The 22,528-nt window shown below is 71.1% G+C and carries 19 protein-coding genes, 1 tRNA gene and 1 pseudogene; 12 read left to right on the top strand and 9 right to left on the bottom strand.

Features of this window, described 5'->3' with window-relative positions; genetic code table 11:
• The first annotated feature begins 30 nt into the window (after positions 1 to 30).
• The 3 genes from SPRI_RS21540 to mscL all read left to right on the top strand — a co-directional run bounded on the left by SPRI_RS21540 (position 31) and on the right by mscL (position 2,452).
• Positions 31 to 894 carry an S-methyl-5'-thioadenosine phosphorylase gene (locus SPRI_RS21540; protein ID WP_005316415.1) on the top strand — a complete coding sequence of 288 codons (864 nt, stop codon included), beginning with the start codon at positions 31 to 33 and terminating at the stop codon, positions 892 to 894.
• Between the two features lie 340 nt (positions 895 to 1,234).
• On the top strand, positions 1,235 to 1,810 hold the full coding sequence (locus tag SPRI_RS21535; RefSeq protein WP_005316413.1) for a hypothetical protein: 576 nt from the start codon (positions 1,235 to 1,237) through the stop codon (positions 1,808 to 1,810).
• Between the two features lie 123 nt (positions 1,811 to 1,933).
• A complete protein-coding gene (mscL, locus tag SPRI_RS21530) occupies positions 1,934 to 2,452 on the top strand; it encodes a large conductance mechanosensitive channel protein MscL (protein WP_005316410.1) in 519 nt (172 codons plus the stop codon).
• Positions 2,453 to 2,548: 96 nt separating this feature from the next.
• Here the strand turns inward: mscL and SPRI_RS21525 are convergent, their stop codons facing one another.
• Entirely contained in the window at positions 2,549 to 2,755 is a 207-nt protein-coding gene (locus SPRI_RS21525) for a hypothetical protein (protein WP_005316407.1), read from the bottom strand.
• Between the two features lie 261 nt (positions 2,756 to 3,016).
• Here SPRI_RS21525 and SPRI_RS21520 point away from each other — a divergent pair, with 261 nt between their 5' ends.
• Both SPRI_RS21520 and SPRI_RS21515 read left to right on the top strand, forming a co-directional pair.
• Entirely contained in the window at positions 3,017 to 4,069 is a 1,053-nt protein-coding gene (locus SPRI_RS21520; RefSeq protein WP_053557190.1) for a P1 family peptidase, read from the top strand.
• Positions 4,070 to 4,213: 144 nt separating this feature from the next.
• The gene (locus SPRI_RS21515) at positions 4,214 to 5,002 is read left to right on the top strand and encodes a DUF6227 family protein (protein ID WP_005316402.1); all 789 of its coding nucleotides are present in this window, start codon (positions 4,214 to 4,216) and stop codon (positions 5,000 to 5,002) included.
• A gap of 104 nt (positions 5,003 to 5,106) precedes the next feature.
• Here SPRI_RS21515 and SPRI_RS21510 read toward each other — a convergent pair whose 3' ends face one another.
• Positions 5,107 to 6,744 carry an MFS transporter gene (locus tag SPRI_RS21510; RefSeq protein ID WP_078535320.1) on the bottom strand — a complete coding sequence of 546 codons (1,638 nt, stop codon included), beginning with the start codon at positions 6,742 to 6,744 and terminating at the stop codon, positions 5,107 to 5,109.
• Between the two features lie 63 nt (positions 6,745 to 6,807).
• On the opposite strand from SPRI_RS21510, the gene SPRI_RS21505 reads away from it, so the two are divergent.
• Positions 6,808 to 7,767 carry a helix-turn-helix transcriptional regulator gene (locus tag SPRI_RS21505; RefSeq protein ID WP_037776685.1) on the top strand — a complete coding sequence of 320 codons (960 nt, stop codon included), beginning with the start codon at positions 6,808 to 6,810 and terminating at the stop codon, positions 7,765 to 7,767.
• A 163-nt stretch (positions 7,768 to 7,930) separates the two neighbouring features.
• Here the strand turns inward: SPRI_RS21505 and SPRI_RS21500 are convergent, their stop codons facing one another.
• Positions 7,931 to 8,932, bottom strand: coding sequence for a sigma-70 family RNA polymerase sigma factor (locus SPRI_RS21500; protein WP_053557189.1), 1,002 nt, complete (start codon positions 8,930 to 8,932; stop codon positions 7,931 to 7,933).
• A 148-nt stretch (positions 8,933 to 9,080) separates the two neighbouring features.
• On the opposite strand from SPRI_RS21500, the gene SPRI_RS21495 reads away from it, so the two are divergent.
• Positions 9,081 to 9,632, top strand: a complete 552-nt coding sequence (locus SPRI_RS21495; protein ID WP_037774424.1) for a GNAT family N-acetyltransferase — start codon at positions 9,081 to 9,083, stop codon at positions 9,630 to 9,632.
• A gap of 174 nt (positions 9,633 to 9,806) precedes the next feature.
• Here the strand turns inward: SPRI_RS21495 and SPRI_RS21490 are convergent, their stop codons facing one another.
• Positions 9,807 to 10,604: a dioxygenase family protein gene (locus SPRI_RS21490; RefSeq protein ID WP_005316392.1), complete on the bottom strand. Its 798-nt coding sequence runs from the start codon at positions 10,602 to 10,604 to the stop codon at positions 9,807 to 9,809.
• 127 nt (positions 10,605 to 10,731) lie between these two features.
• Between SPRI_RS21490 and SPRI_RS21485 the strand changes: the two genes are divergently transcribed.
• Entirely contained in the window at positions 10,732 to 11,247 is a 516-nt protein-coding gene (locus SPRI_RS21485) for a MarR family winged helix-turn-helix transcriptional regulator (protein ID WP_053557188.1), read from the top strand.
• Between the two features lie 391 nt (positions 11,248 to 11,638).
• On the opposite strand, the gene SPRI_RS21480 is transcribed toward SPRI_RS21485, so the two are convergent.
• The gene (locus SPRI_RS21480; RefSeq protein WP_005316386.1) at positions 11,639 to 13,192 is read right to left on the bottom strand and encodes an MFS transporter; all 1,554 of its coding nucleotides are present in this window, start codon (positions 13,190 to 13,192) and stop codon (positions 11,639 to 11,641) included.
• Between the two features lie 112 nt (positions 13,193 to 13,304).
• Positions 13,305 to 13,946, bottom strand: a complete 642-nt coding sequence (locus SPRI_RS21475; protein ID WP_005316383.1) for a TetR/AcrR family transcriptional regulator — start codon at positions 13,944 to 13,946, stop codon at positions 13,305 to 13,307.
• A gap of 362 nt (positions 13,947 to 14,308) precedes the next feature.
• Between SPRI_RS21475 and SPRI_RS21470 the strand changes: the two genes are divergently transcribed.
• The gene (locus SPRI_RS21470) at positions 14,309 to 15,598 is read left to right on the top strand and encodes a M6 family metalloprotease domain-containing protein (RefSeq protein WP_005316379.1); all 1,290 of its coding nucleotides are present in this window, start codon (positions 14,309 to 14,311) and stop codon (positions 15,596 to 15,598) included.
• On the opposite strand, the gene SPRI_RS21465 is transcribed toward SPRI_RS21470, so the two are convergent.
• Positions 15,573 to 17,255 carry a class I adenylate-forming enzyme family protein gene (locus tag SPRI_RS21465; RefSeq protein ID WP_053557187.1) on the bottom strand — a complete coding sequence of 561 codons (1,683 nt, stop codon included), beginning with the start codon at positions 17,253 to 17,255 and terminating at the stop codon, positions 15,573 to 15,575. The genes SPRI_RS21470 and SPRI_RS21465 overlap by 26 nt on opposite strands.
• A 280-nt stretch (positions 17,256 to 17,535) precedes the next feature.
• Between SPRI_RS21465 and SPRI_RS21460 the strand changes: the two genes are divergently transcribed.
• Positions 17,536 to 19,368: an AMP-dependent synthetase/ligase gene (locus tag SPRI_RS21460; protein WP_005316371.1), complete on the top strand. Its 1,833-nt coding sequence runs from the start codon at positions 17,536 to 17,538 to the stop codon at positions 19,366 to 19,368.
• A 287-nt stretch (positions 19,369 to 19,655) separates the two neighbouring features.
• Positions 19,656 to 19,731: transfer RNA gene (locus tag SPRI_RS21455), tRNA-Arg, on the top strand.
• Positions 19,732 to 19,799: 68 nt separating this feature from the next.
• Here SPRI_RS21455 and SPRI_RS21450 read toward each other — a convergent pair.
• Positions 19,800 to 20,537, bottom strand: a pseudogene (locus SPRI_RS21450) (tyrosine-type recombinase/integrase); the annotation flags it as partial.
• Positions 20,538 to 20,751: 214 nt separating this feature from the next.
• Positions 20,752 to 21,510, bottom strand: a complete 759-nt coding sequence (locus SPRI_RS21445) for an SDR family NAD(P)-dependent oxidoreductase (RefSeq protein WP_005316368.1) — start codon at positions 21,508 to 21,510, stop codon at positions 20,752 to 20,754.
• Between the two features lie 148 nt (positions 21,511 to 21,658).
• Between SPRI_RS21445 and SPRI_RS21440 the strand changes: the two genes are divergently transcribed.
• Positions 21,659 to 22,306, top strand: a complete 648-nt coding sequence (locus tag SPRI_RS21440; RefSeq protein WP_005316364.1) for a TetR/AcrR family transcriptional regulator — start codon at positions 21,659 to 21,661, stop codon at positions 22,304 to 22,306.
• Positions 22,307 to 22,528 lie beyond the last annotated feature (222 nt).

Genomic DNA, 22,528 nt, shown 5'->3' with positions numbered 1-22,528 from the left:
GCATGTGCGCCTGCCGCTAATGTGATCGCCATGGCGACCAAGTCGAACGCAAGCGAAGCGGCCGGACCGGCGGAGATCGGCGTGATCGGCGGCTCGGGCCTCTACTCCTTCCTTGAGGACGTCACCGAGATCGAGGTCGAGACCCCTTACGGTCCGCCCAGCGACTCGCTGTTCGTCGGTGACGTCGCGGGACGGCGGGTCGCCTTCCTGCCCCGTCACGGGCGCGGCCACCACCTGCCGCCGCACCGCATCAACTACCGGGCCAACCTCTGGGCGCTGCGGTCCTTGGGCGTCCGCCAGGTGCTCGGCCCGTGCGCGGTCGGCGGCCTCGTGCCCGAGTACGGGCCCGGCACGCTGCTCGTGCCCGACCAGTTCGTGGACCGTACGAAGGCGCGGGCGCAGACCTACTTCGACGGTCTGCCGCTGCCCGACCGGACCGTCCCCAACGTGGTGCACGTGTCACCGGCCGACCCGTACTGCCCGCGGGGGCGCAGGACGGTGCTGGACGCGGCACGGGGACGCGACTGGGAGCCGGTGGACGGCGGGACCCTGGTGGTCGTCGAGGGGCCGCGCTTCTCGACCCGCGCCGAGTCCCGGTGGCACGCGTCGATGGGCTGGTCGGTGGTCGGCATGACCGGGCACCCCGAGGCCGTCCTCGCCCGGGAGCTCGAGCTCTGCTACACGTCGATCACACTGGTCACCGACTTGGACGCCGGCGCGGAAGCGGGCGAGGGCGTCTCGCACGAAGAGGTGCTGAAGGTGTTCGCGGCCAACGTCGACCGGCTGCGGACGGTCCTGTTCGACGCGGTGGCGGGTCTGCCGTCGAACGACGAGCGGGACTGCGCGTGCGGCGACGCCCTGGCGGGGATGGACCCGGGCATCACGCTGCCGTAGCGAGGCGGGGCGCGTCCGTGGCGCGGCGGGGTCGTAGCGCGTGGGGCGGCTGGGTCGCAGCGCGTGGGGCGCCGGGGTCGTAGCGCGTGGGGCGCCGCCGGGGCAGCGGCGATGTCACGTTTCACCGGAAGTGGTGGGGCGGCGAGGTCGCGTTTCACGGGCATGGTGGTGCGGCGAAGTCGCGGGCGCTGTCGCTCGAGCACCCTTTCCGGTGAGCGAGTTGTCCACATTCGTCGCTCGGTCCACAGGCTTCGGCGGACCCGCGCCGGAACGTGGATCGTGATGAGCGGTCGGTCACGGGCGCAGGGCTCGGGCCACTCCTCGAGACAGGCGGTGCGACATGTCCTTCGTGCACTCCTCCCCTCCCCCTTCTCCCGCGCCGGAGCCCTTGGGCGTACCGCCGTTCGCCCCGCTGCGGGTCAGCGGCGGCGCACAGCGGCTTCGCCGGGCACTGTGGCGGCAGCGACGGACCATGGCCGCGGGCCTGGCGGTGACGGCCGCGGCGCTCGCCGCCTCGACGGCCCGGGGAGCCGATGTCTCGGGCGGGCCGGCGCAGGAGGCCCGGGGCGGGCCGGGCGCCGGTGCGCCGGCTGCCGCGTCGCCGGCACGCGAACCGCGTCCTTCGACCGAGCTGGTGTCCGCACCCGTGCGCATCGCGGACGCGGCCACGGTGCGACTCCTGCGGCCCGGTGACCGCGTCGACGTCATCGCGGCCGCCGACGCTGCCGTCGCGGGAAGCGAGGGGGCGGTTCCGGCGAAGGTCGTGGCATCCGGGGTCCGGGTGACCGAGATTCCCTCAGGGAGCGAGGACTCGGCGGACGGCGGCGCCCTCGTCGTGCTGTCCGTTCCGCGCGCAACGGCGGCGGAACTGGCCGGCGCCGGGGCGACCTCCCGGCTGGTGGTGACGGTGTGCTGACTCGTACAGGTGTAGCCCCGGGTAACCCCGGAGCGGCTGTGGATTGGACAAGGTGGCCGGGCGCTGCCGTAAGTTGCCGAGCCGTCCCCCTTCTTTACTACATGTATGAAGAGAGGCTCATTCGTGAGCGAGAAGAAGCCGAGCGTCCTCGAAGGCTTCAAAGCCTTCCTGCTCCGTGGCAACGTGATCGACCTCGCGGTCGCCGTCGTCATCGGTGCCGCTTTCACCAACATCGTGAACGCGGTGGTGAAGGGCGTGATCAACCCGCTGGTCGGGGCGTTCGGAACGAAGGACCTGGATGCCTACAGCTCCTGCCTGAAGTCCCCTTGCGAGGTCGGCCCCGACGGCGAGATGCAGGGCATCCAGATCATGTGGGGATCGGTGCTCGGCGCGACGCTCCAGTTCCTGATCACCGCCGCCGTCGTCTACTTCCTCATGGTGCTTCCCATGTCGAAGTACCTCGCCCGCCGCGTGGAGGCGCAGAAGGCCAAGGAAGGCGTGCAGGAGACGCTCGAGGTCACCGAGCTGGAGGTGCTGAAGGAGATTCGCGACGCACTGGTGGCACAGCGCCGTGCCGGCTCCACGGCGGCCGGCGACGACTCCGGTCCTGCCGGGACTCCGGAGCCCGGCCCCGGTCGCTGACACTGCCGGCGGTCCCTCAGGGCTCGTATGCCGGGACCCGTACGGCCCAGACGCTGCCGACGGCACTCGGGGCTCGTACGTCGGAGCTCGTGCGGCTCAGATGTGGTGGGGCGGCTTCTCGTCGAGGAAGCGCGCGAGATCGGCGGCGCTGTCGCTGCTCGCCGGAGGCCGCTCACCCCACCCACGGTCCGTATCGTCCGCCGATTGCTGGTCCAGCGGATCGTCGAAGATCAGCCTCGGCTCGGGTCGTTGCTGTCCGGGCTGCTTCGCATCGCGCGGTCCGGGGGCGGGGGCGGTCCTCATACCTCCAGGGTACGGCCGCGGTGCCCCCTTGCGTCACCCGTGTTCCCACCGTCCGTCAGCCGTCTGCCGGGCCGAGTGCCCCTCGGGTCGGTTCGGCCGCTCGCGGGCCGGCACCGTGACAGCGCTCGTCGGCACGGGAATCGGCCGGAGACCGGGCGCCGGACTCGAGATCGGTCGGAGCGCCGGTCGAGACGGCGCCGCGCGGGTCCGCGCCCGGCACGACGCACGGTCCGCCCAACTAACCTGGCAGACATGGTCGTTATGAAGAGGGCTGACGGGCCGACCGACGGTCTCACGGATGTGGCGGGTCTGCGGGTCGGTCACGCGCAGGTCGCCGGCGACGGTGCGCTCAGCGGCACGACCGTCGTCCTCGCGCCCGAGGGCGGAGTGGTCGCGGCCGTGGACGTCAGGGGCGGTGGGCCCGGTACCCGGGAGACCGACGCACTGGATCCGCGCAATGTCGTCCAGCGCATCGAGGCGGTCGTCCTGACCGGCGGGTGCGCCTTCGGGCTCGAGTCGGCCGCCGGGGTGATGGCGTGGCTGGAGGAACAGGGCCGAGGCGTGCGGGTCGGCCCCGACCCCTCGCAGGTCGTGCCCGTCGTGCCGGCCGCGTGCGTCTTCGACCTGGGGCGCGGCGGAGACTGGTCCGCGCGGCCGGACGCCTCGACGGGCCGGGCGGCGGTGGAGGCGGCTGCCGCCACCGACGAGGGCGCGCCGGTCGTGGCAGGCGCGGTCGGTGCCGGGACCGGCGCGGTGATCGGGCACTTCAAGGGCGGTGTCGGCACGGCGAGCACCGTCCTCGAGTCCGGCATCACCGTGGCCGCGCTGGTCGTGGCGAACGCGGTGGGTTCCGCCGTCGATCCCAGGACCGGCGCGCTGTACGGCGAGTTGATCACTGAAGGGGTCGACCGCGCGGCGCTCCCCTCCCCCGCGGTGCACACCGCCGCGCAGCTGCGCCTGGCCGAGGCGCGCGAGAAGAACGGACCCCCGCCGCTGAACACCACCCTCGCCGTCGTGGCCACGGATGCGGACCTCACCCGCGCGCAGGCGCACAAGCTCGCGGGGACGGCGCACGACGGCATCGCGCGCGCGGTGCGGCCTGTGCACCTCCTCAACGACGGTGACACGGTGTTCGCGCTGGCCACGGGATCGGTCCCGCTCGCCGAAGGCAATCCGCTCGCGTTGAACGACGTTCTCGCCGCGGGCGCCGACATGGTGACGCGGGCGATCGTGCACGCCGTGAGATCCGCCGCGAGCGTCGACGGACCGGGCGGCAGCTTCCCTTCGTACGGGGAGTTGTACGGCATCGACTGACGTATCGGGCAGTCGAGTTGGGGGCGCGCGGGAACTTCTGCCACGCGCCCCTTCGTTTTACCCAACCCTGAAGCGCATTGTCGGACCGAAGCGCTACTTTTAGCAATCACCAAGTGACTTGTGGCGACGGCCTGGAGACCCCTCTTGAACGATCCGAACGATCCGTACGAGACAACCGAGACGCACCTCGAGCGACTCCTGGGTCGGGCGCTCAACTCCTTCGACCTGCCCGACGCAACGGTCGAGCGGCTCGGCTGCGCGCTGGCGCACGCCAGTTCACTCCACTCCTCTCATCACAGCGCGTCGCTGCACCGGGCCACGTACCGCCACGCCTATCTGCTCGGTGACGGCAGTTCGCTCGTGCTGTGGGAGCTCGTGCACAACACCGGCCGCGACGGCACGGAGCAGCACGAGCTCTACGCGGAGGAGTCCGAGGCCCGGCTGGCGGCGTCGCGACTGCCCGCCGGCTTCCCCGGGTTCGCCGGTGCGGGGAGCGCCGCAGGTCCGGGCAGCACGTTCGAGCAGGAATTCGGCATCGATCTGGACGCCGATCTGGAGCTGCTCGCCGCTCTGATGGCGCCGCCCCCTGCCCCGCTGCCGCCGATGTACGTCCCGGACAACTCGGCCGACCACGCCCGCCGGGTGCTGCGCCGCGCGGAGAACGCCGACCGGCCTGGCGACGGGACGGCCCGTCTGCTGCGCAGCGCGTTCGCCCATCACATCACCCAGGTCTTCGGGCGTCAGTTCCGCGTCGCGGGCAAGGACGCGGGCTTCACGCTCTACGAGCACGCGTTCCTGCTCCTCGACGGTACGGAGCGGAGCCTGTGGGAGGTCGAGCACACGGCGACGCCCGACGGGCGCCACATGTGCGAGGTCTACGAGGCGGAGGAGGACGCCCGCGAGGCCATGGAGCTCAGGGCCCGCGTCCGCTAGCCGTCCTCGGCCCGGCGGTGCAGGCAGTGCCGCGCCGCGCACGAACGCCGGTGCCCGCACCGCAGTGACTGCGGCACGGGCACCGGCGGAACCGAAGGCACCGGTCAGCGTGAGAGCACCGGCTGCGTCTGCTGCTCCCTATCCGGCCCCGTCTCCGTCTCCGTCTCCGGCTTGGCGAGCGGTCCGGTCCCGTCCTCCGCCACGACGTCGTCCGACACGACGTCCTCCGTCGCGCCGCCCTCCGTCGCGCCGCCCTCCATGTGCTGCTTCGGCCGGGCCGGCAGGGCGAACATCACCACGAAGATGACGCCGAGCACTGCCGCGACCCACCACAGCGAGTTCTCGAAGGCCTGGGCGAAGGCGCCGCCGACAGCCTCCGGCGCGAGCTTCTCCTCGTCGATCGAGCCGAAGAAGACCAGCGACACGAGGCCGAGGCCGAGGGCGGTACCCATCTGGCCGGTCGTGTTGATCAGACCGGACGCCGATCCGGCGTGCTCACGCGGGACTTCGGAGAGGACCGCGTCGGTCAGCGGCGCGACGATCAGGCCCATGCCGACGCCCATGACGAGCAGCGGCAGGATCATCTGCCAGGGCTGGACGGCCATGCCGTAGCGGTCGGCCTCCCAGATGTAGACGAGCAGTCCGGCGGCCATGGTGGCCGCGCCGGCCTGGAGCACCTTGCGGCCGAAGCGGGGCACCAGCAGCTGCACGGACATACCGGCCGCCGCGGAGACGGCCAGGGAGAACGGCACTCCGGTCACGCCGGCCTTCAGCGGACTCCAGCCGAGCCCGGTCTGCATGTACAGCGTCCAGACGAGGAAGAAGATGCCCATCACGATGCCGAAGGTGAGCTGTACGGCGATACCGGCGGCGAAGCTCTTCACCTTGAACAGCGACAGTTCGACCAGCGGCGAGCCGTCCTTGCGCGTCTTGTACTTCTCGTACGCGATGAAGGCGGCGAAGACGAGCAGGCTGCCGGCCATGCAGAGGTGGCCCCAGAGCGGCCAGTCGAGCTCGCGGCCGCGCGTGAGCGGATAGATCAGCATCAGCAGGCCGAGCGTGACCAGTACGACGCCGACCAGGTCGAGCTTCAGGGCCTTCGGCGCACGTGACTCGAGGATGTACTTCCGCCCGAGGATCAGTCCCGCGATGCCGACCGGCAGGTTGATCAGGAAGATCGGCCGCCACTCGAGGCCGAACAGGTTCCACTGCGTCAGCAGGGCGCCGAGCAGCGGGCCGGACACCGCGCCCAGTCCGACGATGGCGCCGAACAGGCCGAAGACCTTGCCGCGTTCGTGTGCGGGGAAGGTGACGTGGACGATCGCGAGCACCTGCGGCACCATCATCGCGGCGGCAGCGCCCTGCAGCAGCCGTGAGGCGACGAGCATCTCCTCGTTGGCGGCGAACCCGCAGAGGGCGGAGGCGAGCGTGAAGCCGGTGATGCCGATGAGGAACAGCCGCTTGCGGCCGTAGATGTCACCGAGCCTGCCGCCCGTGATCAGGCCGGCGGCGAAGGCCAGCGCGTATCCGGCGGTGATCCACTGGATCGCTCCGAACGACGCGCCGAGATCCCGCTCGATGCTGGGGATCGCGATGTTGACGATGGTGACGTCGACCAGGTCCATGAAGGCGGCGGTCATGACGATCGCCAGCGCGATCCAGCGGCGGCGGTCATGTCGGTCGTCCGACGCCACCTCGGTTACGGCTGCCGTTTCGGCTACGGCGGGCTGCTGTGAACTCATGAGGAGGAATCTAGGCGGCGTATAGGTCAGAACATGTCCTAGATGAGGGCCATCCTGGAAAGCATGACGGACACTCCGGCACGACTTCTGAATCTGCTCTCGCTCCTCCAGACGCCGCGGGAATGGCCCGGCAGCGAGCTGGCCGAGCGCCTCGATGTCAGCCCGCGCACGATCCGGCGCGACATCGACCGGCTGCGCGACCTCGGGTATCCGGTGGAGGCCACCAAGGGCGCGGTCGGCGGATACCGGCTGGTCGCGGGCGCGGCGATGCCGCCCTTGCTGCTGGACGACGAGGAGGCCGTGGCGATCGCGGTCGGGCTGCGGGCCGGGGCGGGCCACGCGATCGAGGGCATCGAGGAGGCGTCCGTACGGGCGCTGGCCAAGCTCGAGCAGGTGCTGCCGTCCCGGCTGCGCCACCGGGTCACCACGCTCCAGGCGGCGACCCTGCCCCTCACCAGGGGCGACGGCGCGACGATCGATCCGCAGACCCTGACGGTCATCGCGGGCACGGTGACGGCGCGCGAACGGCTCCGGTTCTGCTACCGGGCGGGGGACGGCGCCGAGACGCGGCGGCAGGTGGAGCCGTACCGCCTGGTCTCGACGGGCCGGCGGTGGTACCTGGTGGCGTACGACATGGGGCGGGACGACTGGCGGACGTTCCGCGTCGACCGGGTGACGGAGCCGTTCGCGACGGGGGCCCGGTTCACGCCCCGCGAGATGCCCGCCGGCGACGCGGCCGAGCTCCTGAGCCACTCGATGTCGCGGCACCAGCAGGAGCACGAGGTCGATGTGAGTTTCGAGGCGCCCGCATCCTTCGTGGCGGCCCGGCTGCCGGAGCATCTCGGCGCGCCGGCACCCACGGGCGAGAGCACCTGCCGGCTCCGGGCCCGGTCGGCCGACTCGGTCGAGTGGCTGGCGCTTCGTCTGGCGCTCGTGGACTGCGAGTTCACGGTCCACAGCCCGCAACCGCTGCGTGAGTACATGACGGACCTGGCGACACGCCTCGCCAGGGCCACAAGCTGACGTCCGCGGCGAGCGGTCGACTCCGCCGAGCCGGCACCTCCGCCCCGACGCTCCACCGCCGATGGCCGGCGCGCGTTTGCGCACCGGTCAGGGGGTGGGGCCGTCAGGGTGGCCGTCATGCGCGGACCGGCCCGGGGGCGGACCGACTCTCAGCCCCGGACTCCTAGGCGGCCGGCTCGAAGCCCGTGTCGCGGGCCATCCGCTTGAGCTCGAGCAGCGCGTGCTTCTCGATCTGGCGGATCCGCTCACGCGTCAGGCCGTGTTCCTTGCCGACCTCGGTCAGGGTGCGCTCCCTGCCGTCCTCGATGCCGTAACGCATACGGATGATCGACGCGGTGCGGTTGTCCAGCTTGCCGATCAGGTCCTCCAGCTCCTCGCTGCGCAGCAGGGTGAGCACCGACTGTTCCGGCGACACGGCGGACGTGTCCTCCAGCAGGTCACCGAACTGGGTCTCGCCGGCGTCGTCCACCGACATGTTCAGGCTGACCGGGTCACGGGCCCAGTCGAGGACGTCGATGACCCGCTCGGCCGTCGAGCCGAGCTCCTCGGCGATCTCCGACGGTTCGGGGTCCCGGCCGTTCTCCCGGTTGAACTCGCGCTGGACGCGACGGATGCGGCCGAGCTCCTCGACGAGGTGGACGGGGAGCCGGATGGTGCGGGACTGATCCGCGATGGAGCGGGTGATCGCCTGACGGATCCACCAGGTGGCGTACGTGGAGAACTTGAATCCCTTGGCGTAGTCGAACTTCTCGACGGCGCGTACGAGACCTGCGTTCCCTTCCTGGATCAGGTCGAGCAGCGGCAGTCCGCTGCGCGGATAGCGCCGGGCGACGGCCACGACGAGACGCAGGTTCGAGCGGATGAAGACGTCCTTTGCGCGCTCACCGGCCTCGGCCAGCGCCTCCAGCTCCTCCCGCGTGGCTCCGCCGGCTTCGCTGTCTACTTCCTTGTCGAGGATCTGACGGGCGTAGACACCCGCCTCGATGGTCTGGGACAGCTCGACTTCCTTGGCGGCGTCGAGCAGCGGCGTACGCGCTATCTCGTCGAGGTACATGCCGACCAGGTCGCGGTCGGCGATCTCCCCGCCCACGGCACGAACACTGCTTGCCCTGTCGGTCGCCCCACCGGAGTCGGACTGGCGGCGGGCGACGGCACGGGTTGCCATGCGAGCTCCCTTGCTGAGTAGGTCGCGACACCCTCCCGGGTGCCCTGCATCCGAAGGAAACAACGACTGGAATCCGGACAGAATTCCCATCAGGTGCTTCGATTTCCGCGATCATGCAGTACCCTGTCCGGCCCAACCAGGAGGACAGATGCTGCGGGAACACGCGGAGGTGCAGGTCAGGGCGGGCGCGGAAGCCGACCTCAAGGCCCTCACGGACATCTACAACCACTACGTCCGTGAGACCTCGATCACGTTCGACACCACGGTTTTCACCCCTGAGCAGCGCCGCTCATGGCTGCACTCCCACCCTGAAGACGGCCCGCACCGCCTTCTGGTTGCTCAGGATGTCCGGTTTGCCGGTCCGGATCCTTCGAAACATCCGGCGGACGGGATATTGGGCTACGCCACCAGCAGCCCCTTCCGCCCCAAGGCGGCCTACTCGACGTCCGTCGAGGTCAGCGTCTACTGCGCGCCACAGGCCGCCGGAGGTGGCATCGGCACCCTTCTCTACAAGGCGCTTTTCGAGGCCCTGGCGGACGAGGACGTGCACCGCGCCTACGCGGGCGTCGCCCTGCCGAACGACGCGTCCGTCCGCCTGCACACCCGTTTCGGGTTCCGCCACGTCGGCACGTACGGGGAGGTCGGCCGGAAATTCGGCCGCTACTGGGACGTCGCCTGGTACGAGAAGCGCCTGGACTGAGCCCGTCCGGTCCCCGCGCCCGCACCCGGCGGTGCGGGCACAGGCGCGTCCGGGCACGGGCGCGTGGGGACACGGACGCTTGCCGGCATGGGGGATCGCCAGCACGGGCGCGGGAGACCCAGGACAGGGCCACGTTCGCGGGCCGGCACGGAGAGCAGGTGTCGGCCGAACCGCTCAGCCGAACTGCACGGACCGCTTCGCCAGCCCCATCCAGAAGCCGTCGATCACGCTCCGCCCGTTCCCGATCTCCTCCTCCGACGCCCCGAGGGTGACGAAGAGTGGCGCGAAGTGTTCGGTCCGCGGGTGTGCCAGGCGCCCGGCGGGGGCCTTGTTCTCGAAGTCCAGCAGCGTGTCGACGTCGGCCTCTGCCAGCGCACGCTGCCCCCAGTCGTCGAACTCGGCGGACCAGCCGGGCGTTCCGTCGTGCCGCAGCGCCGCGAGGTTGTGCGTGAAGAAGCCGCTGCCGACGATCAGTACGCCCTCGTCCCGCAGCGGAGCGAGCCTGCGCCCGATCTCGAGCAGCTTCTGCGGGTCGAGCGTGGGCATGGAGATCTGCAGTACGGGGATGTCCGCGTCCGGATACATCTCCACCAGCGGGACGTACGCGCCGTGGTCGAGCCCCCGGTCGGGGATGTCCTGTACCGGCGTACCGGCGCGGCGGAGCAGTTTGCGTACGGAGTCCGCGAGTTCGGGAGCTCCGGGCGCGTCGTAACGGACGCGGTAGTAGTGCTCGGGGAAGCCCCAGAAGTCGTAAACCAGGGGGATGGTCGTGGTCGCGCCGAGGGCGAGGGGCGCCTCCTCCCAGTGGGCGGAGACCATCAGGATCGCCTTGGGCCTGGGCAGTTCACCGGACCAGGCGGCGAGCTGGCCGGGCCAGAGCGGGTCGTCGGCCAGGGGCGGGGCGCCGTGGGAGAGGTAGAGCGCGGGCATGCGCCGTTCGGTGGGGGCGGGAGGGGCGGGGGTGGCGTTCATGATGACGGCTCCCGGTCGACTGAACCCGGTCTGCTGACCGGCGTACTGGAAGCTTGAACTTTCAAGCTGATACCACCCTAGACCCAGTTAGTTCAACTTTCAAGAACAGGGTCGTAGAGTGGGATACATGAACAGGGCACTCAATGGTGAGGGCGGTCAGGAACCACGCTGGCTGAGCGACGAGGAACAGCGCGTCTGGCGCTCGTACCTCCACGCCACCACCCTCCTCGAGGATCACCTCGACCGCCAGCTGCAGCGGGACGCGGGCATGCCGCACATCTATTACGGACTGCTCGTCCAGCTCTCCCAGGCGCCTCGCCGCCGGAAGCGGATGACCGAGCTGGCCATCGACGCCAAGATCACCCGGTCCCGTCTCTCGCACGCGATAGCGCGGCTGGAGAAGAACGGATGGGTCCGGCGCGAGGACTGCCCCTCCGACAAGCGCGGGCAGAACGCCGTACTGACGGATGCGGGTTTCGGGGTCCTTCAGCGGACCGCCCCCGGCCATGTCGAAGCCGTGCGGCAGGCGATGTTCGACCGGCTCACGCCGGAACAGGTCAAGCAGCTGGGCGAGATCATGCACGTCATGGCGGAGGGGCTGCAGCCCCAGGACACCGGAGCCGACCTGCCCTGGCTCAGGTGATCGGGTCCACCGCCGCCCGGCCGTATCCGCCGGCGTCGGCCCGGCCGACCGGTGCGGCGCACGGCCCCGCCCGTCCCCGGTGACCGGCGCGCCGCACAGGGCGAGCCTGCCCCGCCCGGCCGAGCTGACCGGCGCGGCGCAGGCCCCCCGCCCGCCACGGGTGACCGGCACACCTCAGGAGCCGCCCGCCACGGGTGACCGGCACACCCCAGGAGCCCGCCACGGGTGGCCAGCGCACCTCAGGACGGCCCGGGCCCCGGTGATCCGCACAGCGACCCGGCCAGGGCCCCGGTGATCCGCACAGCGAAGGGCCCCGCCCGGGTGTGTCACCCGGACGGGGCCCTGTTTCACGCGCGTACCGCCTGGTCCTCCCGCGGCCCGGTTCCGCGGCTCAGTGCGCGATGACGGGAACCTTGATCTCCTCGTCCGCCGCGACGCCCTCGCCGGAGCCCGCCGCGACCGGACCGGCCCCGGGGCGCCCGGTGTTGATGAGCGTGAACGCGATCGCCGCGGCAGTCGCCAGGATGCCGACCGCCCACCAGATCGCCGACGAGAAGCCGTGCACCATGCCCTGGAGTTCCAGCAGCTTCGGGTCGGTCGCGCCCGCGGCGTGCGAGGCGATGTACGAGGTCGTGGCGGAGGCCGCGATGGTGTTCAGCAGCGCCGTACCGATCGCGCCGCCCACCTGCTGGGAGGTGTTGACCATCGCGGAGGCCACGCCGGCGTCGGCCGGGTTCACACCGTGCGTGGACAGGGACATCGCCGGCATGAACGCCGTACCCATGCCGAGGCCGAGCATCAGCTGGGCGGGCAGGATCAGACCCGCGTAGGAGCTGTCGACCTCCAGCTGGGTCAGCAGCAGCATGCCGATCGCCGCCAGGACGAAGCCGGGGCCCATCAGCAGGCGCGGCGCCACCCGGGTCATCAGCCGGGCGCCGATCTGGGTCGAGCCGGTGATCATGCCCGCGATCATCGGCAGGAAGGCGAAGCCCGTCATGACGGGCGAGTAGCCCTTCACGACCTGCAGGTAGAACGTGAGGAAGAGGAAGAGCCCGAACATCGCGATGATGGCGAGGCCCAGCGACAGGTAGACACCGCCGCGGTTGCGCTCGGTCAGGACCCGCAGGGGCAGCAGCGGCGACTTCACCTTCGCCTCTGTGGCGACGAAGGCGGCGAGCAGCACGACGGAGGCGACGAACATGCCCACGGTCAGACCGTCGGACCAGCCGGCGGACTCGGCGCGGGTGAAGCCGTACACGAGCGCCACCAGGCCCAGCGTGGACAGCACGACACCGGGGATGTCCAGCGGCGAGCGGTTGCGCGCGCCGGCCGGCTCACGGATCACCAGGTACGCGCCGACGGCGGCGACGATCGCGAAGGGGATGTTGACGTAGAACGTCCAGCGCCAGTTCAGGTACTCGGTGAGGAAGCCACCGAGGATCAGGCCCACGGCGCCACCGCCACCGGCGATCGCACCGTAGATGCCGAAGGCCTTGGCACGCTCCTTGGCGTCGGTGAACATCACGGCGAGCAGCGAGAGCGCGGCGGGCGCGAGCAGCGCGCCGAAGACGCCCTGAAGGGCGCGGGCGCCGAGCATCATCGCCTCGCCGGTCGCAGCACCGCCGAGCGCGGAGGCGGCGGCGAAGCCGAGCAGGCCGACGATGAAGGTGCGCCGGCGTCCCCACAGGTCGGCGATGCGGCCGCCGAAGAGCAGCAGCCCGCCGAAGGCGAGGGCGTAGGCGGTGATGACCCACTGCCGGTTGGCGTCGGAGATCCCCAGGTCCTGCTGGGCGGTGGGGAGCGCGATGTTCACGATCGTCGCGTCGAGCACCACCATCAGCTGGGCGAGGGCTATGAAGACCAGAGCTTTCCAGCGGCTCGGGTCGGGGAGTCCCGGGCCGGACAGTCTCGGCTCGGAAGATGAAATGTCGGCTGTTTTCGGCATGGGTCTGGCCACCTAATGGGTAACGGGAGGTGACGCGTCGCCGGGTGACGGAAGGTCACCCGGTGCGCGGAAAAGGGCTCAGGAGTGCGGGAGGTAGGGAGGAGTCACGGCGTCACGTGGTGCGCAGGTCCTCCAGGGTCGCGGCCGCGCCGGGCAGCTCGGAGCGCGCGGGCGCCTCGAGTCCGTCCAGGAACAGCTGAAGATGACGATGGACGAACCGGTCCATGTTCGGGCACGCGGTGCCCGGCAGTGGCCGGGTGAGCTGGGAGAGCGCCACCATCAAGTCGCCCACGGCGACGTCGGTGCGCATCCGGCCTGCCGCCTGCGCCGCCTCGACGAGGCCGCGCACGGCCGCGTCGAGTCGATCACGGCCGGTGTGCAGGTCGGGGTGGTCGGTGTCGAAGGCGCCGGAGAGCATGGGGCACAGGGCCCCGATCCGCTCGTCGGCCGCGACGTGCACGAAGCGGCGCAGTGCCGCGAAGGGGTCGGTCTCCTCGGCCGCCGCTGCGTCCGCCTGCTCCGTGGTGCGGGACAGGACGGAGAGGACGACCTCGCGGATCAGTACCGCACGGTCGGGGAAGTGGCGGTAGAGCGTGGCGTTGCCGATGCCCGCACGGCGGGCGATCTCGTCGAGCGGGACATCCGGCCCGAACTCGACGAACATCTCGCGCGCGGCCGACACGATCCGCTCGCGATTGCGCAGGGCGTCCGCCCGGGGGCGCGGCGGGCGGCGCGTTTCGGCGGCGATGCTCACGACTCCACTTCCTTCCGTGTTCCGTGTTCCGTCTTCGGGTGGTCGGGGCCGGCGGGGTCCGGGTGTCGGGGTGGGCCTGTAGGCCTCTGCCGGCGGTCCGGAACTTCTGCTCCGAAGTCCCGGGTGGTCCCGCGGCCCCCAACCGGGGACCGTGTCCCCGTTTATTGGAGACACGGGTTCAAACGGGGAAACGATCCCCGGTTATTTCCCGTCCTTGATGTGACCTGAGCCACATATGCCTTCCGTCGGGAAAACCCCCTGATCGGACCACCCGACGCGCGCACCGCCACCGCCCGACACAGGCTGTTCGAACGGAGCGCAGACAGGGCCCGGCCTGCTGCCGCGGACCCGAAGGCGATCGCATGGAGCAGACCCGCCACCGGATACGCAGACGCGGCAGGCTCGCCTCACTCGCCGCCTCCGCGGCCCTGGCGCTGGCCGCCCTGACCACGGCGAGCTCGACGAACCCGGCCCCCGACCGGGTCTATCCCGGGCCGAGCGCCGCGCCCGACGCCGTGGGGCTCGGCCCCTGCCGCATCGCGTCCGGCATCGGTGTCCAGATGTCGGAGGGCCTGCCCACCCCCGCCGGTTACACCCGCTCCACCGGCGTGGTCCGCGCCCTCAACCTGATGATCGACTTCCCGGACGCGAAGGGCAGCGGTTCCGCCCTCGACCGGCTCGCGGAGTTCTTCCCGCAGACCTCCCAGTGGTTCGCCACCAGCTCGTACGGCCGGCTCAGCTACCGGCCGGACGCCCCCGTCACCGACTGGCTGCGGATGCCGATGCCGTTCGCCGCCTACGGGATAGAGCGCGGCTCACCGTACGAACCGGGATACCGGCAGCTGGTCGAGGACCTGATCTCCGTCGCCGACCCCGAGGTGGACTTCACCCAGTACGACCTCGTCAACGTCCTGGTGACCCCGAACGCCGGTCCGTCCGCGCTGGACACCGTGCTCTCGGTGACCTTCTCCGGCAACGAGGCGGCGCCCGTCGCCGACGGCGTACCGCTTTCCAACACGTCCTTCGTCTACAGCCGCCAGGACGACGGCTCCGGGTCGTACGCGGAGACCGGCTACCGGGTCCTGCCGCACGAGAACGGCCACGTCTTCGGGCTGCCCGACCTCTACACCGCGAGCGGCGGCGGCGCGGTCGGCCACTGGGACATCATGTCCGAGGACTGGGGGGCCAACAACGACCTGCTCGGCTGGCACAAGTGGAAGCTCGGCTGGCTGGACAACAGCCAGATCGGCTGCGCCGCCGCGCCCGGCACGACCGAGTACACCCTCACCCCGCTCGCCACGCGCGGCGGCTCCAAGATGGCGGTCGTGCCACTGGACGAGAGCACCGGTTACGCGGTGGAGGTCCGCACCAGGGCCGGGAACGACGACCACGTGTGCGAGCCGGGGGTGCTCATCTACCGCGTGAAGTCCGACGTCGACACCGGGCAGGGCCCGGTGACCGTCTCCGACAGCGACCGCGACAGCGGCGGCTGCACCCGGGGCGCCAACATCCACGCGGAACTGTCCGACGCCCCCTACCGGCCGGGCGAGTCCTTCACCGACCGCGAGAACGGCATACGCATCTCGGTGCTCGACGCGGACGAGGACGGTGTCCACCGGGTGCGGATCACGCGCTCCGAAGCGTCTCCCTGAGGACCCTCTTGAGGATCTTGCCCGTCGGGTTGCGCGGGATCGGCTCGTCCCGCAGCAGGACGTGGGCGGGCACCTTGAAGGCGGCCAGCTTCCCGCCGACGTACTCCCGCAGCTCCTCGGCGGTGACCGTGGCGCCGGCACGAGGCCGGACGACGGCCGCGACCTCCTCGCCCAGTACCGGATGCGGCACGCCCAGCACCGCGGCGTCGGCGACGTCGGGATGGTCGTGCAGCACCGCCTCGACCTCGACGCAGTACACGTTCTCGCCGCCCCGGACCACCATGTCCTTGATCCGGTCGACGATCCGGACGCGGCCCTCGCACACCGTCGCGAGGTCCCCGGTCCGGAACCAGCCGTCCTGGAAGGCGGCCGCGCCGGCCGGCTCGTCGCGCCAGTAGCCGCGTACGAGCGACTGCCCGCGCAGCCACAGCTCGCCGACCGCGCCCTCGGGGAGCGGCTCACCGTCCGCTCCGGCGATCCGCACCTCGGTGGCGGGCGAAGGCCGGCCCACGCTGCGAGGGTCGCCGCGGTAGGCCTCCCCGGAGTTGGCCAGCACACCTCCGCACGTCTCGGTCAGTCCGTAACCGCTGCGGGGCTCGATCCGGTGCCCGTAGCGGGCGGTCAGCCGGGTCACCAGATCGGGCGGGGCGGCCGCGCCGCCCGTGCTGAGGTGGGCGAGCGTCGTCAGGCCGGAGCCGGTGCGCTCGGCGGCGTCGAGGAGCTGGAGCGCCGTCGTCGGCACGCCCGAGTAGTGCGTGACCCCGTGCTCCTCGATCAGCGTGAGCGCCTTCTCCGCGTCCCACTTCCGCATCAGTACGAGCGTCCCGCCGACGCCCATCATCGAGTACAGCGTGGTGAACGCGGCCACGTGGAAGAACGGGAACGTCATCAGGACGACCGGCGCGGGCCCCTGCCCGGGCAGCTCACCGCGCGCCAGCGCGGCCGCCGCCGCGTGGTAGCGGGGGTGCAGGGCGGCACCGGCCTGCGCGAGGTGCGTGGCGACGGCGCCCTTGGGGCGGCCGGTGGTTCCCGACGTGTAGATGATCGTCGCGTCGTCCTCCGCGGCGACGTCGACGGCGGGCGGCGCGGCGAGCGGGTCCGGCGCGGCCAGGTCCTCGTACCGCTCGACACCGCCGTCCGCAGGCCCGTCGCCGTGTCCCTCGCGGTGTGCGTCGTCATGGAAGACGACGCAGCGCACGCCGTTGCGCTTGCGCCACTCCTCGACGCGCGGCAGCCGCTCACCGTCCACGAGCAGCACGCGCGGCGTGCAGTCGTCCAGCGCGTAGGTCAGCTCTTCCTCGGTCCACCAGGCGTTGAGCGGGACGGCGACGAGGCCGGCGAGCTGCGCCGCCCAGAAGGCGATCTGCCACTCGGGGTGGTTGCGCATCGCGACGGCCGCCCGGTCCCCGGGCCGCAGTCCGTAGACGTCCGCGAACCGCCGGGCCAGGGCGGAGGCGGCGGCGAAGAACTCCCCGTACGTGTACGTCCCGCTCTCCGCCACGAGGAACGGCCGGTCCCCGAACGCCCACGTCGCCTCGACGAACTCCAGCAGGGTGCGGGGCCCGTTCGCGTAGATCAGCCCGCCGTCCTCGCCCCGTACGACTTCGAAGGGAGCACCGGGAGCGGTGAGGGAGGCTTCGGGGTACGAGTGCGACACGGGCGGCCTTCCTAAGCGCATGCTCAGTACGTCCGCGACGCTATGCCGCTCCTCGGACCCCGTCAAGCGCCGGCCGCCCTCCTGCCCCGCCCTCCCGACCGGCCCGTCCGCCTCGGCCGCCGACCGGTGTCCCACTCCCGACGTACTGTCGGAACCCGGACTTATTCGCGCATGCGAGCGAGACGGGTCAAGACCCTAGGCAGCCACGTGAATGGCCGGTACTTTGCGCCCCTGCCCCGCCGCGAAACACGGCGCGGCGGTGGCTCATCAAGGGGGTACTTTGCGCGACTTCAGCCTTCCGCCGCTGGTGGAGACCCTGGCGACGGGGAGCCTTGCCGACTCGGTGTTCGAAGTGGCCGAGCGCACCCCCGAGCTGTTACAGCTGTCCCGGCGCACCGGTGGGCCGGGCGGCGACGAGTGGGTCCCGGTGACCGCGTCCCGATTCCGGGACGAGGTGGTGGGGTTGGCGAAGGGCCTGCTGGCCGAGGGCATACGGCTCGGCGAGCGGGTGGCCGTGATGTCGCGGACCCGCTACGAGTGGACCCTGTTCAGCTATGCGCTGTGGTCGATAGGCGCCGAGGTCGTGCCCGTCTACCCCACCTCCTCCGCGGACCAGGTCCGTTGGATCCTGTCGAACACCCAGGTGGTGGCCATCGTGGTCGAGCACGAGGACCACGCCATGACGGTGGGGGCCGCCTGCGACGGGCTGCCGCTGCTCCGCGCGATGTGGCAGCTGGACTCGGGCTGCGTCGAGCGGCTGACGGAGCGGGGCCGGCACGTCCCGGAGACGGTGGTGCACCGTCACCGCCGGGCGGTGGGGCCGAGGTCGGTCGCCGCCATCACGTACACGTCGGGCACCACCGGGCAGCCCAGGGGCTGCGTGATCACCCACGCCAACCTCGCGGTCGAGTGCGACACCCTCTACACGGGCTGGAAGGACATCCTCGCCGAGCCGGGCGAGCAGCCGTGCATCCTCGCCTTCCTGCCGCTGTCGCACATCTACGGGCTGATGGTGCAGGTGGCCTGTATGCGGGGCGGCGTCCGGCTGGGACACCAGCCCGACCTCACGCCCGACGCGCTGCTGTCCGCCCTCGCGTCCTTCCGGCCGACCTACGTCTTCGCCGTGCCGTACATCTTCGAGAAGATCTTCAACAAGGCGCGCCGGGCGGCCGAACAGGCCGGGCGGGGCGAGCTGTTCGACAAGGCCGTCGACACGGCGGTGCGCTACGCCGAGGAGGTGCAGCGGCGGGATACCGGAGAGGGGCCGGGGCCGGGACGGATGCTCAAGGCCAGGCACGCGCTCTACGACCGCCTGGTGTACCGGCGGCTGCGGGCGGTCCTGGGCGGCCGGGTCCGGCACGCCACGTCCGGCGGCTCGACCCTCGACCGGGAGCTCGGCCTGTTCTTCGACGGCGCCGGGATCACCGTCCACGACGGGTACGGGCTCACGGAGACCACCGCCGCGGTGACCAGCCAGCCGCCGGGGCGCCCCCGGTTCGGCACCGTCGGCAGACCGCTGCCGGGCTGCGCTGTGCACATCGCCCAGGACGGGGAGATCTGGGTCCGCGGCGACGTCGTCTTCGCCGGCTACCACAACGACCCGGTGGCCACCGGGTCCGTCCTGCGCGACGGCTGGCTCGCGACGGGCGACGTGGGATGGCTCGACGACGGCTACCTCGTGATCACCGGACGCAAGAAGGACATCATCGTCACGAGCGGCGGGAAGAGCGTCAGCCCCCGGATCCTGGAGGACCGGCTGCGCCGGCACCCCCTGATCTCCCAGTGCCTGGTCGTCGGCGACAACCGGCCCTTCATCGCGGCCCTGATCACCCTCGACCCGGAGGCGTCCAGGCACTGGTACCAACTGCGCGGAAAGCAGCTGTCGTTCCCCGCGGGCGCGACGATCGACAAGGAACTGCACGCGGAGATCCAGCGGGCCGTGACCATGGCGAACAGCGCGGTGTCCCGGGCCGAGTCGATCCGGGCGTTCCGGATCCTCCCGAACGAGTTCAGCATGGACGACGGCCTGATGACGCCGTCACTCAAGCTGCGACGGGGCGCGATCGTGAAGGCGTACGCGGCGGACATCGAGGAGCTGTACGCCTCGGGCTGAACGGGCCGGGATTCCGGGGCCGGGGGCGGGGGCGGGGGGCGGGAGGGGGCGCGGACCGGGCGCGGCGCTCGCAGGCCGGGCGGGGTGCGGGAGGTGGCGCGGGGCCGCGGGCTGCTTCCCCACCCGCCCGGGGTGGGGCACTGCCGGCCGTACGCCCGGCCCGGGGCGGGCGGACCCGCCGTGCTCACATGTCATGCCAGAACGCCTCTGACCTGCGTAAACGCGAATGTTGCCAGGGCGTATCCCTTATCCGCTAGGCTAGTCGCCGGATCTCGGCCGAGATCCACGCCTTCGTAGCTCAGGGGATAGAGCACCGCTCTCCTAAAGCGGGTGTCGCAGGTTCGAATCCTGCCGGGGGCACCAGCGCAAAGGCCCCGGACCGATCATGGTCCGGGGCCTTTGACATCAGCTTTTGACATCAACGGGGGCGGTCACTCACGGCCAGGCGGCCTCTTGAGCAGGCGGTCCATGTGACTGATCGCCTCGCGCTGCGTGTCCTGGACGACGTGCGTGTACACGTCCATGGTGATGCTGATCTGGCTGTGCCCGAGGATCTCCATCACGACGCGAGGAGCGACCCCGGCAGCAGTGAGCAGGGTGGCGCAGCCGTGCCGGGCATCGTGCAGCCGGATGACGCGAAGGCCGGCAGAGTCGGCGACCCGGGTGAAGGACCGGTACACATTGCGCGGCTCGACCGGTCGGCCGTTCCGGGTGGCGAAGACATAGCCGCCCTCATCCCACGGCTCCCCCGCGCGCAGCTTGGCGGCGGCGGCCCTTGGGGTCGTCGTTGTAGAGGACGCCGCGCCGACGCCGGGTCTGCTGGCGGACGTAGAGCACGCGCTTGTCCAGGTCGACGTCGACCCAGCGGAGACCGATGATCTCGCCCCGCCTCAGGCCCATGGCGATGGCGAGGACGAAGGCCGCGTACAGCGGGTCCTTTCGAGCGGCAGCGAGGAAGTCCAGCGTCTCGTCGAGGGACCACGGACTCATCTCCCGGGACTTTGCCCGCGGCGGCTCGACGAGGCTCGCCACGTTGCGGGTGACAGCTCCTCGCGGCAGGCCGCCGTCAGGGCGGTGCGCAGCACCCGGTGCGATTCCTTGGCGGTGGCCGCGGTGGTCTTGTTCTCCAGCTGGACGACGAAGCGCCGAACGTCGGGCCAGGGCAAGGAGAGCCTGACGGTTGGCGGTCAGCCGACGCCGTCGGGTCCCGATCTCCCCTCGCCGGGCAGCGAAATCTTGGTCGAGAACCCGTCTACCAGGAGCTTCGTCGTTCCACCGATCTGTCCGACACGCGGCCAGCACCGTCAGGCTGGAAACGGCTCACTGTGCCACCTCCCGGTTCTGCCAGGTGAGGGGCGGGACACACGGGGTGGGCGGGGGTACCTACAGCAGGGCGCCGCCGGACACTTCGAGGCGCTGGGCGGTGACCCATCGCAGGTCCTCGGAGGCGAGCGCGGCGATGGCGTCGCCGATCTCCTGCGGTTCGCCGACGCGGCCGAGCGCGGTCTGCGCGCTCAGGCCCTCGCGCATCTGCGCGTCGTCCCGCATGGCGCCGCCGTTGAAGTCGGTGGCGGTCGGCCCCGGCGCGATGGCGTTGACGCGGATCTTGCGTGCCCCCAGCTCCACGGCCAATGTCCGGCTGAGGGCCTCGACCGCCGCCTTGGAAGCCGAGTAGACCGAGGTGCCGGCACTGGTGTGGCGGCTGAGAGAGGATGAGACGTTGATGATCCGCCCCCCGTCGACCAGCACGGGTGCAAGCGCCTGGATGAGAAAGAACGTGCCGCGCACATTGGTGTCCATCACCGCGTCGTAGTCGTCCGCCGTGACCGCTTCCAGTGGTCCGAACAGCCCGACCCCAGCGTTGTTGACCAGGACGTCCAGCCGGGTCGCGTCCCAGCGCTCCAACTGCGCGGCCAGGTGGGAGACGAAGGCGGGAAAGGAAGCCACGTCGCTGATGTCCAGCTGCAGTGCGGCGGCCGTGGCGCCGATTTCCTGGACGTTCTTGACCGTCTCCTCGGCCTCCTGAGCGTCGCCGCGGTAGGTGACGATGACGCGCAGCCCGTGCCGGGCCAGCGACTGGGCCGTGGCTCGGCCCAGCCCGCGATTGCCGCCGGTCACCAATGCGATCTCGCCTGTCTCCATGAGTGCTTCTCCATGCGGGAACGGAAGGACGCCGACGGGAGTGCTCCCGTCGACCGAATGCGAGTCGTGCGACTCGCCTCCCTTTCACGTAAACATCTGCACAGTGGCGAGTCAAGTGACTCGCCTCGGGATGGCTCATACTGGGCCCATGACCGCAGGACTCTCCGCGCACCATCAACGACTCGCTCAGCGCAAGCGCGAGGCGATCACCACAGCGGCCACGAGGCTGTTCCTGGAACGGGGCTATGACGGGACCTCGCTGGCGAAGATCGCGCAGGAAGCAGTCGTCTCGAAGTCCACGCTGTTCAAGCAGTTCCCCACCAAGGCGGCGCTCTTCGAAGCGATCGTCACCGAGTACTGGAAGGGTGGTCCGGACCCGGCGGCGCCTGCGACGCAGCCCGGTGACCTGCGCGCCGGCCTGAGCGCGATCGGCCGCCAGTACGCCGACCTGATCGGCCGGCCCGCGATGGCGGCCCTCTTCCGCATCGTCATCGCCGAACTGCCGCGCTTCCCGGAACTGGGACGGGCTCAGTTCGAGCTGGGCAAGCTGCCCTACTTCATCTCCGTCCAGCACTACCTGGAGGCCCAGCACGCCGCGGGCACCGCGGTGGTACCCGACGCGGAGAGCGCCACCAACCAGTTCCTCGGAATGATCGCCAACTACGTCCTGTGGCCACGGATGCTGCTCGCCGACTGGAGCCCTGCACCTGCCGACGTCGGCCACGCCGTCGACGAGGCGGTCACGACGATGCTCGCCCGCTACGGCCGCAGCACCGCCGACCCGCAGCACTCCTGAGGACTCCGGCGCCACCGCGGGTGCGGACGGCACACGCCCCCACCCCCGGAACGCTGCGGGAGTTGCCGACCAGGGCCGAGGCGGCCTGTAGGCGTGATGCACGGTGACGGGGGACCCCCCGGCGGCGGCCGTGCCGCCGCCGAGAATGTAGACGGTGTCCCCGATCGTCACCTCGGCGGTGCCGTGGCGCGGCACGGGCATGTGGGCCAGACACACTGACAT

This window comes from Streptomyces pristinaespiralis, from assembly GCF_001278075.1.
Taxonomy (GTDB): Bacteria; Actinomycetota; Actinomycetes; order Streptomycetales; family Streptomycetaceae; genus Streptomyces; species Streptomyces pristinaespiralis.
Note: the sequence above shows the minus strand (reverse complement) of the source record. Positions and strands in the feature narration are given on the sequence as shown.

Bases quoted from the DNA above. Each gene is read 5' to 3' on its own strand.
- SPRI_RS21540 (WP_005316415.1), top strand. From the start codon at position 31: ATGGCGACCAAGTCGAACGCAAGCGAAGCGGCCGGACCGGCGGAGATC.
- SPRI_RS21535 (WP_005316413.1), top strand. From the start codon at position 1,235: ATGTCCTTCGTGCACTCCTCCCCTCCCCCTTCTCCCGCGCCGGAGCCC.
- SPRI_RS21525 (WP_005316407.1), bottom strand. From the start codon at position 2,755: ATGAGGACCGCCCCCGCCCCCGGACCGCGCGATGCGAAGCAGCCCGGA.
- SPRI_RS21520 (WP_053557190.1), top strand. From the start codon at position 3,017: ATGAAGAGGGCTGACGGGCCGACCGACGGTCTCACGGATGTGGCGGGT.
- SPRI_RS21510 (WP_078535320.1), bottom strand. From the start codon at position 6,744: ATGAGTTCACAGCAGCCCGCCGTAGCCGAAACGGCAGCCGTAACCGAG.
- SPRI_RS21505 (WP_037776685.1), top strand. From the start codon at position 6,808: ATGACGGACACTCCGGCACGACTTCTGAATCTGCTCTCGCTCCTCCAG.
- SPRI_RS21500 (WP_053557189.1), bottom strand. From the start codon at position 8,932: ATGGCAACCCGTGCCGTCGCCCGCCGCCAGTCCGACTCCGGTGGGGCG.
- SPRI_RS21495 (WP_037774424.1), top strand. From the start codon at position 9,081: ATGCTGCGGGAACACGCGGAGGTGCAGGTCAGGGCGGGCGCGGAAGCC.
- SPRI_RS21490 (WP_005316392.1), bottom strand. From the start codon at position 10,604: ATGAACGCCACCCCCGCCCCTCCCGCCCCCACCGAACGGCGCATGCCC.
- SPRI_RS21485 (WP_053557188.1), top strand. From the start codon at position 10,732: ATGAACAGGGCACTCAATGGTGAGGGCGGTCAGGAACCACGCTGGCTG.
- SPRI_RS21480 (WP_005316386.1), bottom strand. From the start codon at position 13,192: ATGCCGAAAACAGCCGACATTTCATCTTCCGAGCCGAGACTGTCCGGC.
- SPRI_RS21470 (WP_005316379.1), top strand. From the start codon at position 14,309: ATGGAGCAGACCCGCCACCGGATACGCAGACGCGGCAGGCTCGCCTCA.
- SPRI_RS21445 (WP_005316368.1), bottom strand. From the start codon at position 21,510: ATGGAGACAGGCGAGATCGCATTGGTGACCGGCGGCAATCGCGGGCTG.
- SPRI_RS21440 (WP_005316364.1), top strand. From the start codon at position 21,659: ATGACCGCAGGACTCTCCGCGCACCATCAACGACTCGCTCAGCGCAAG.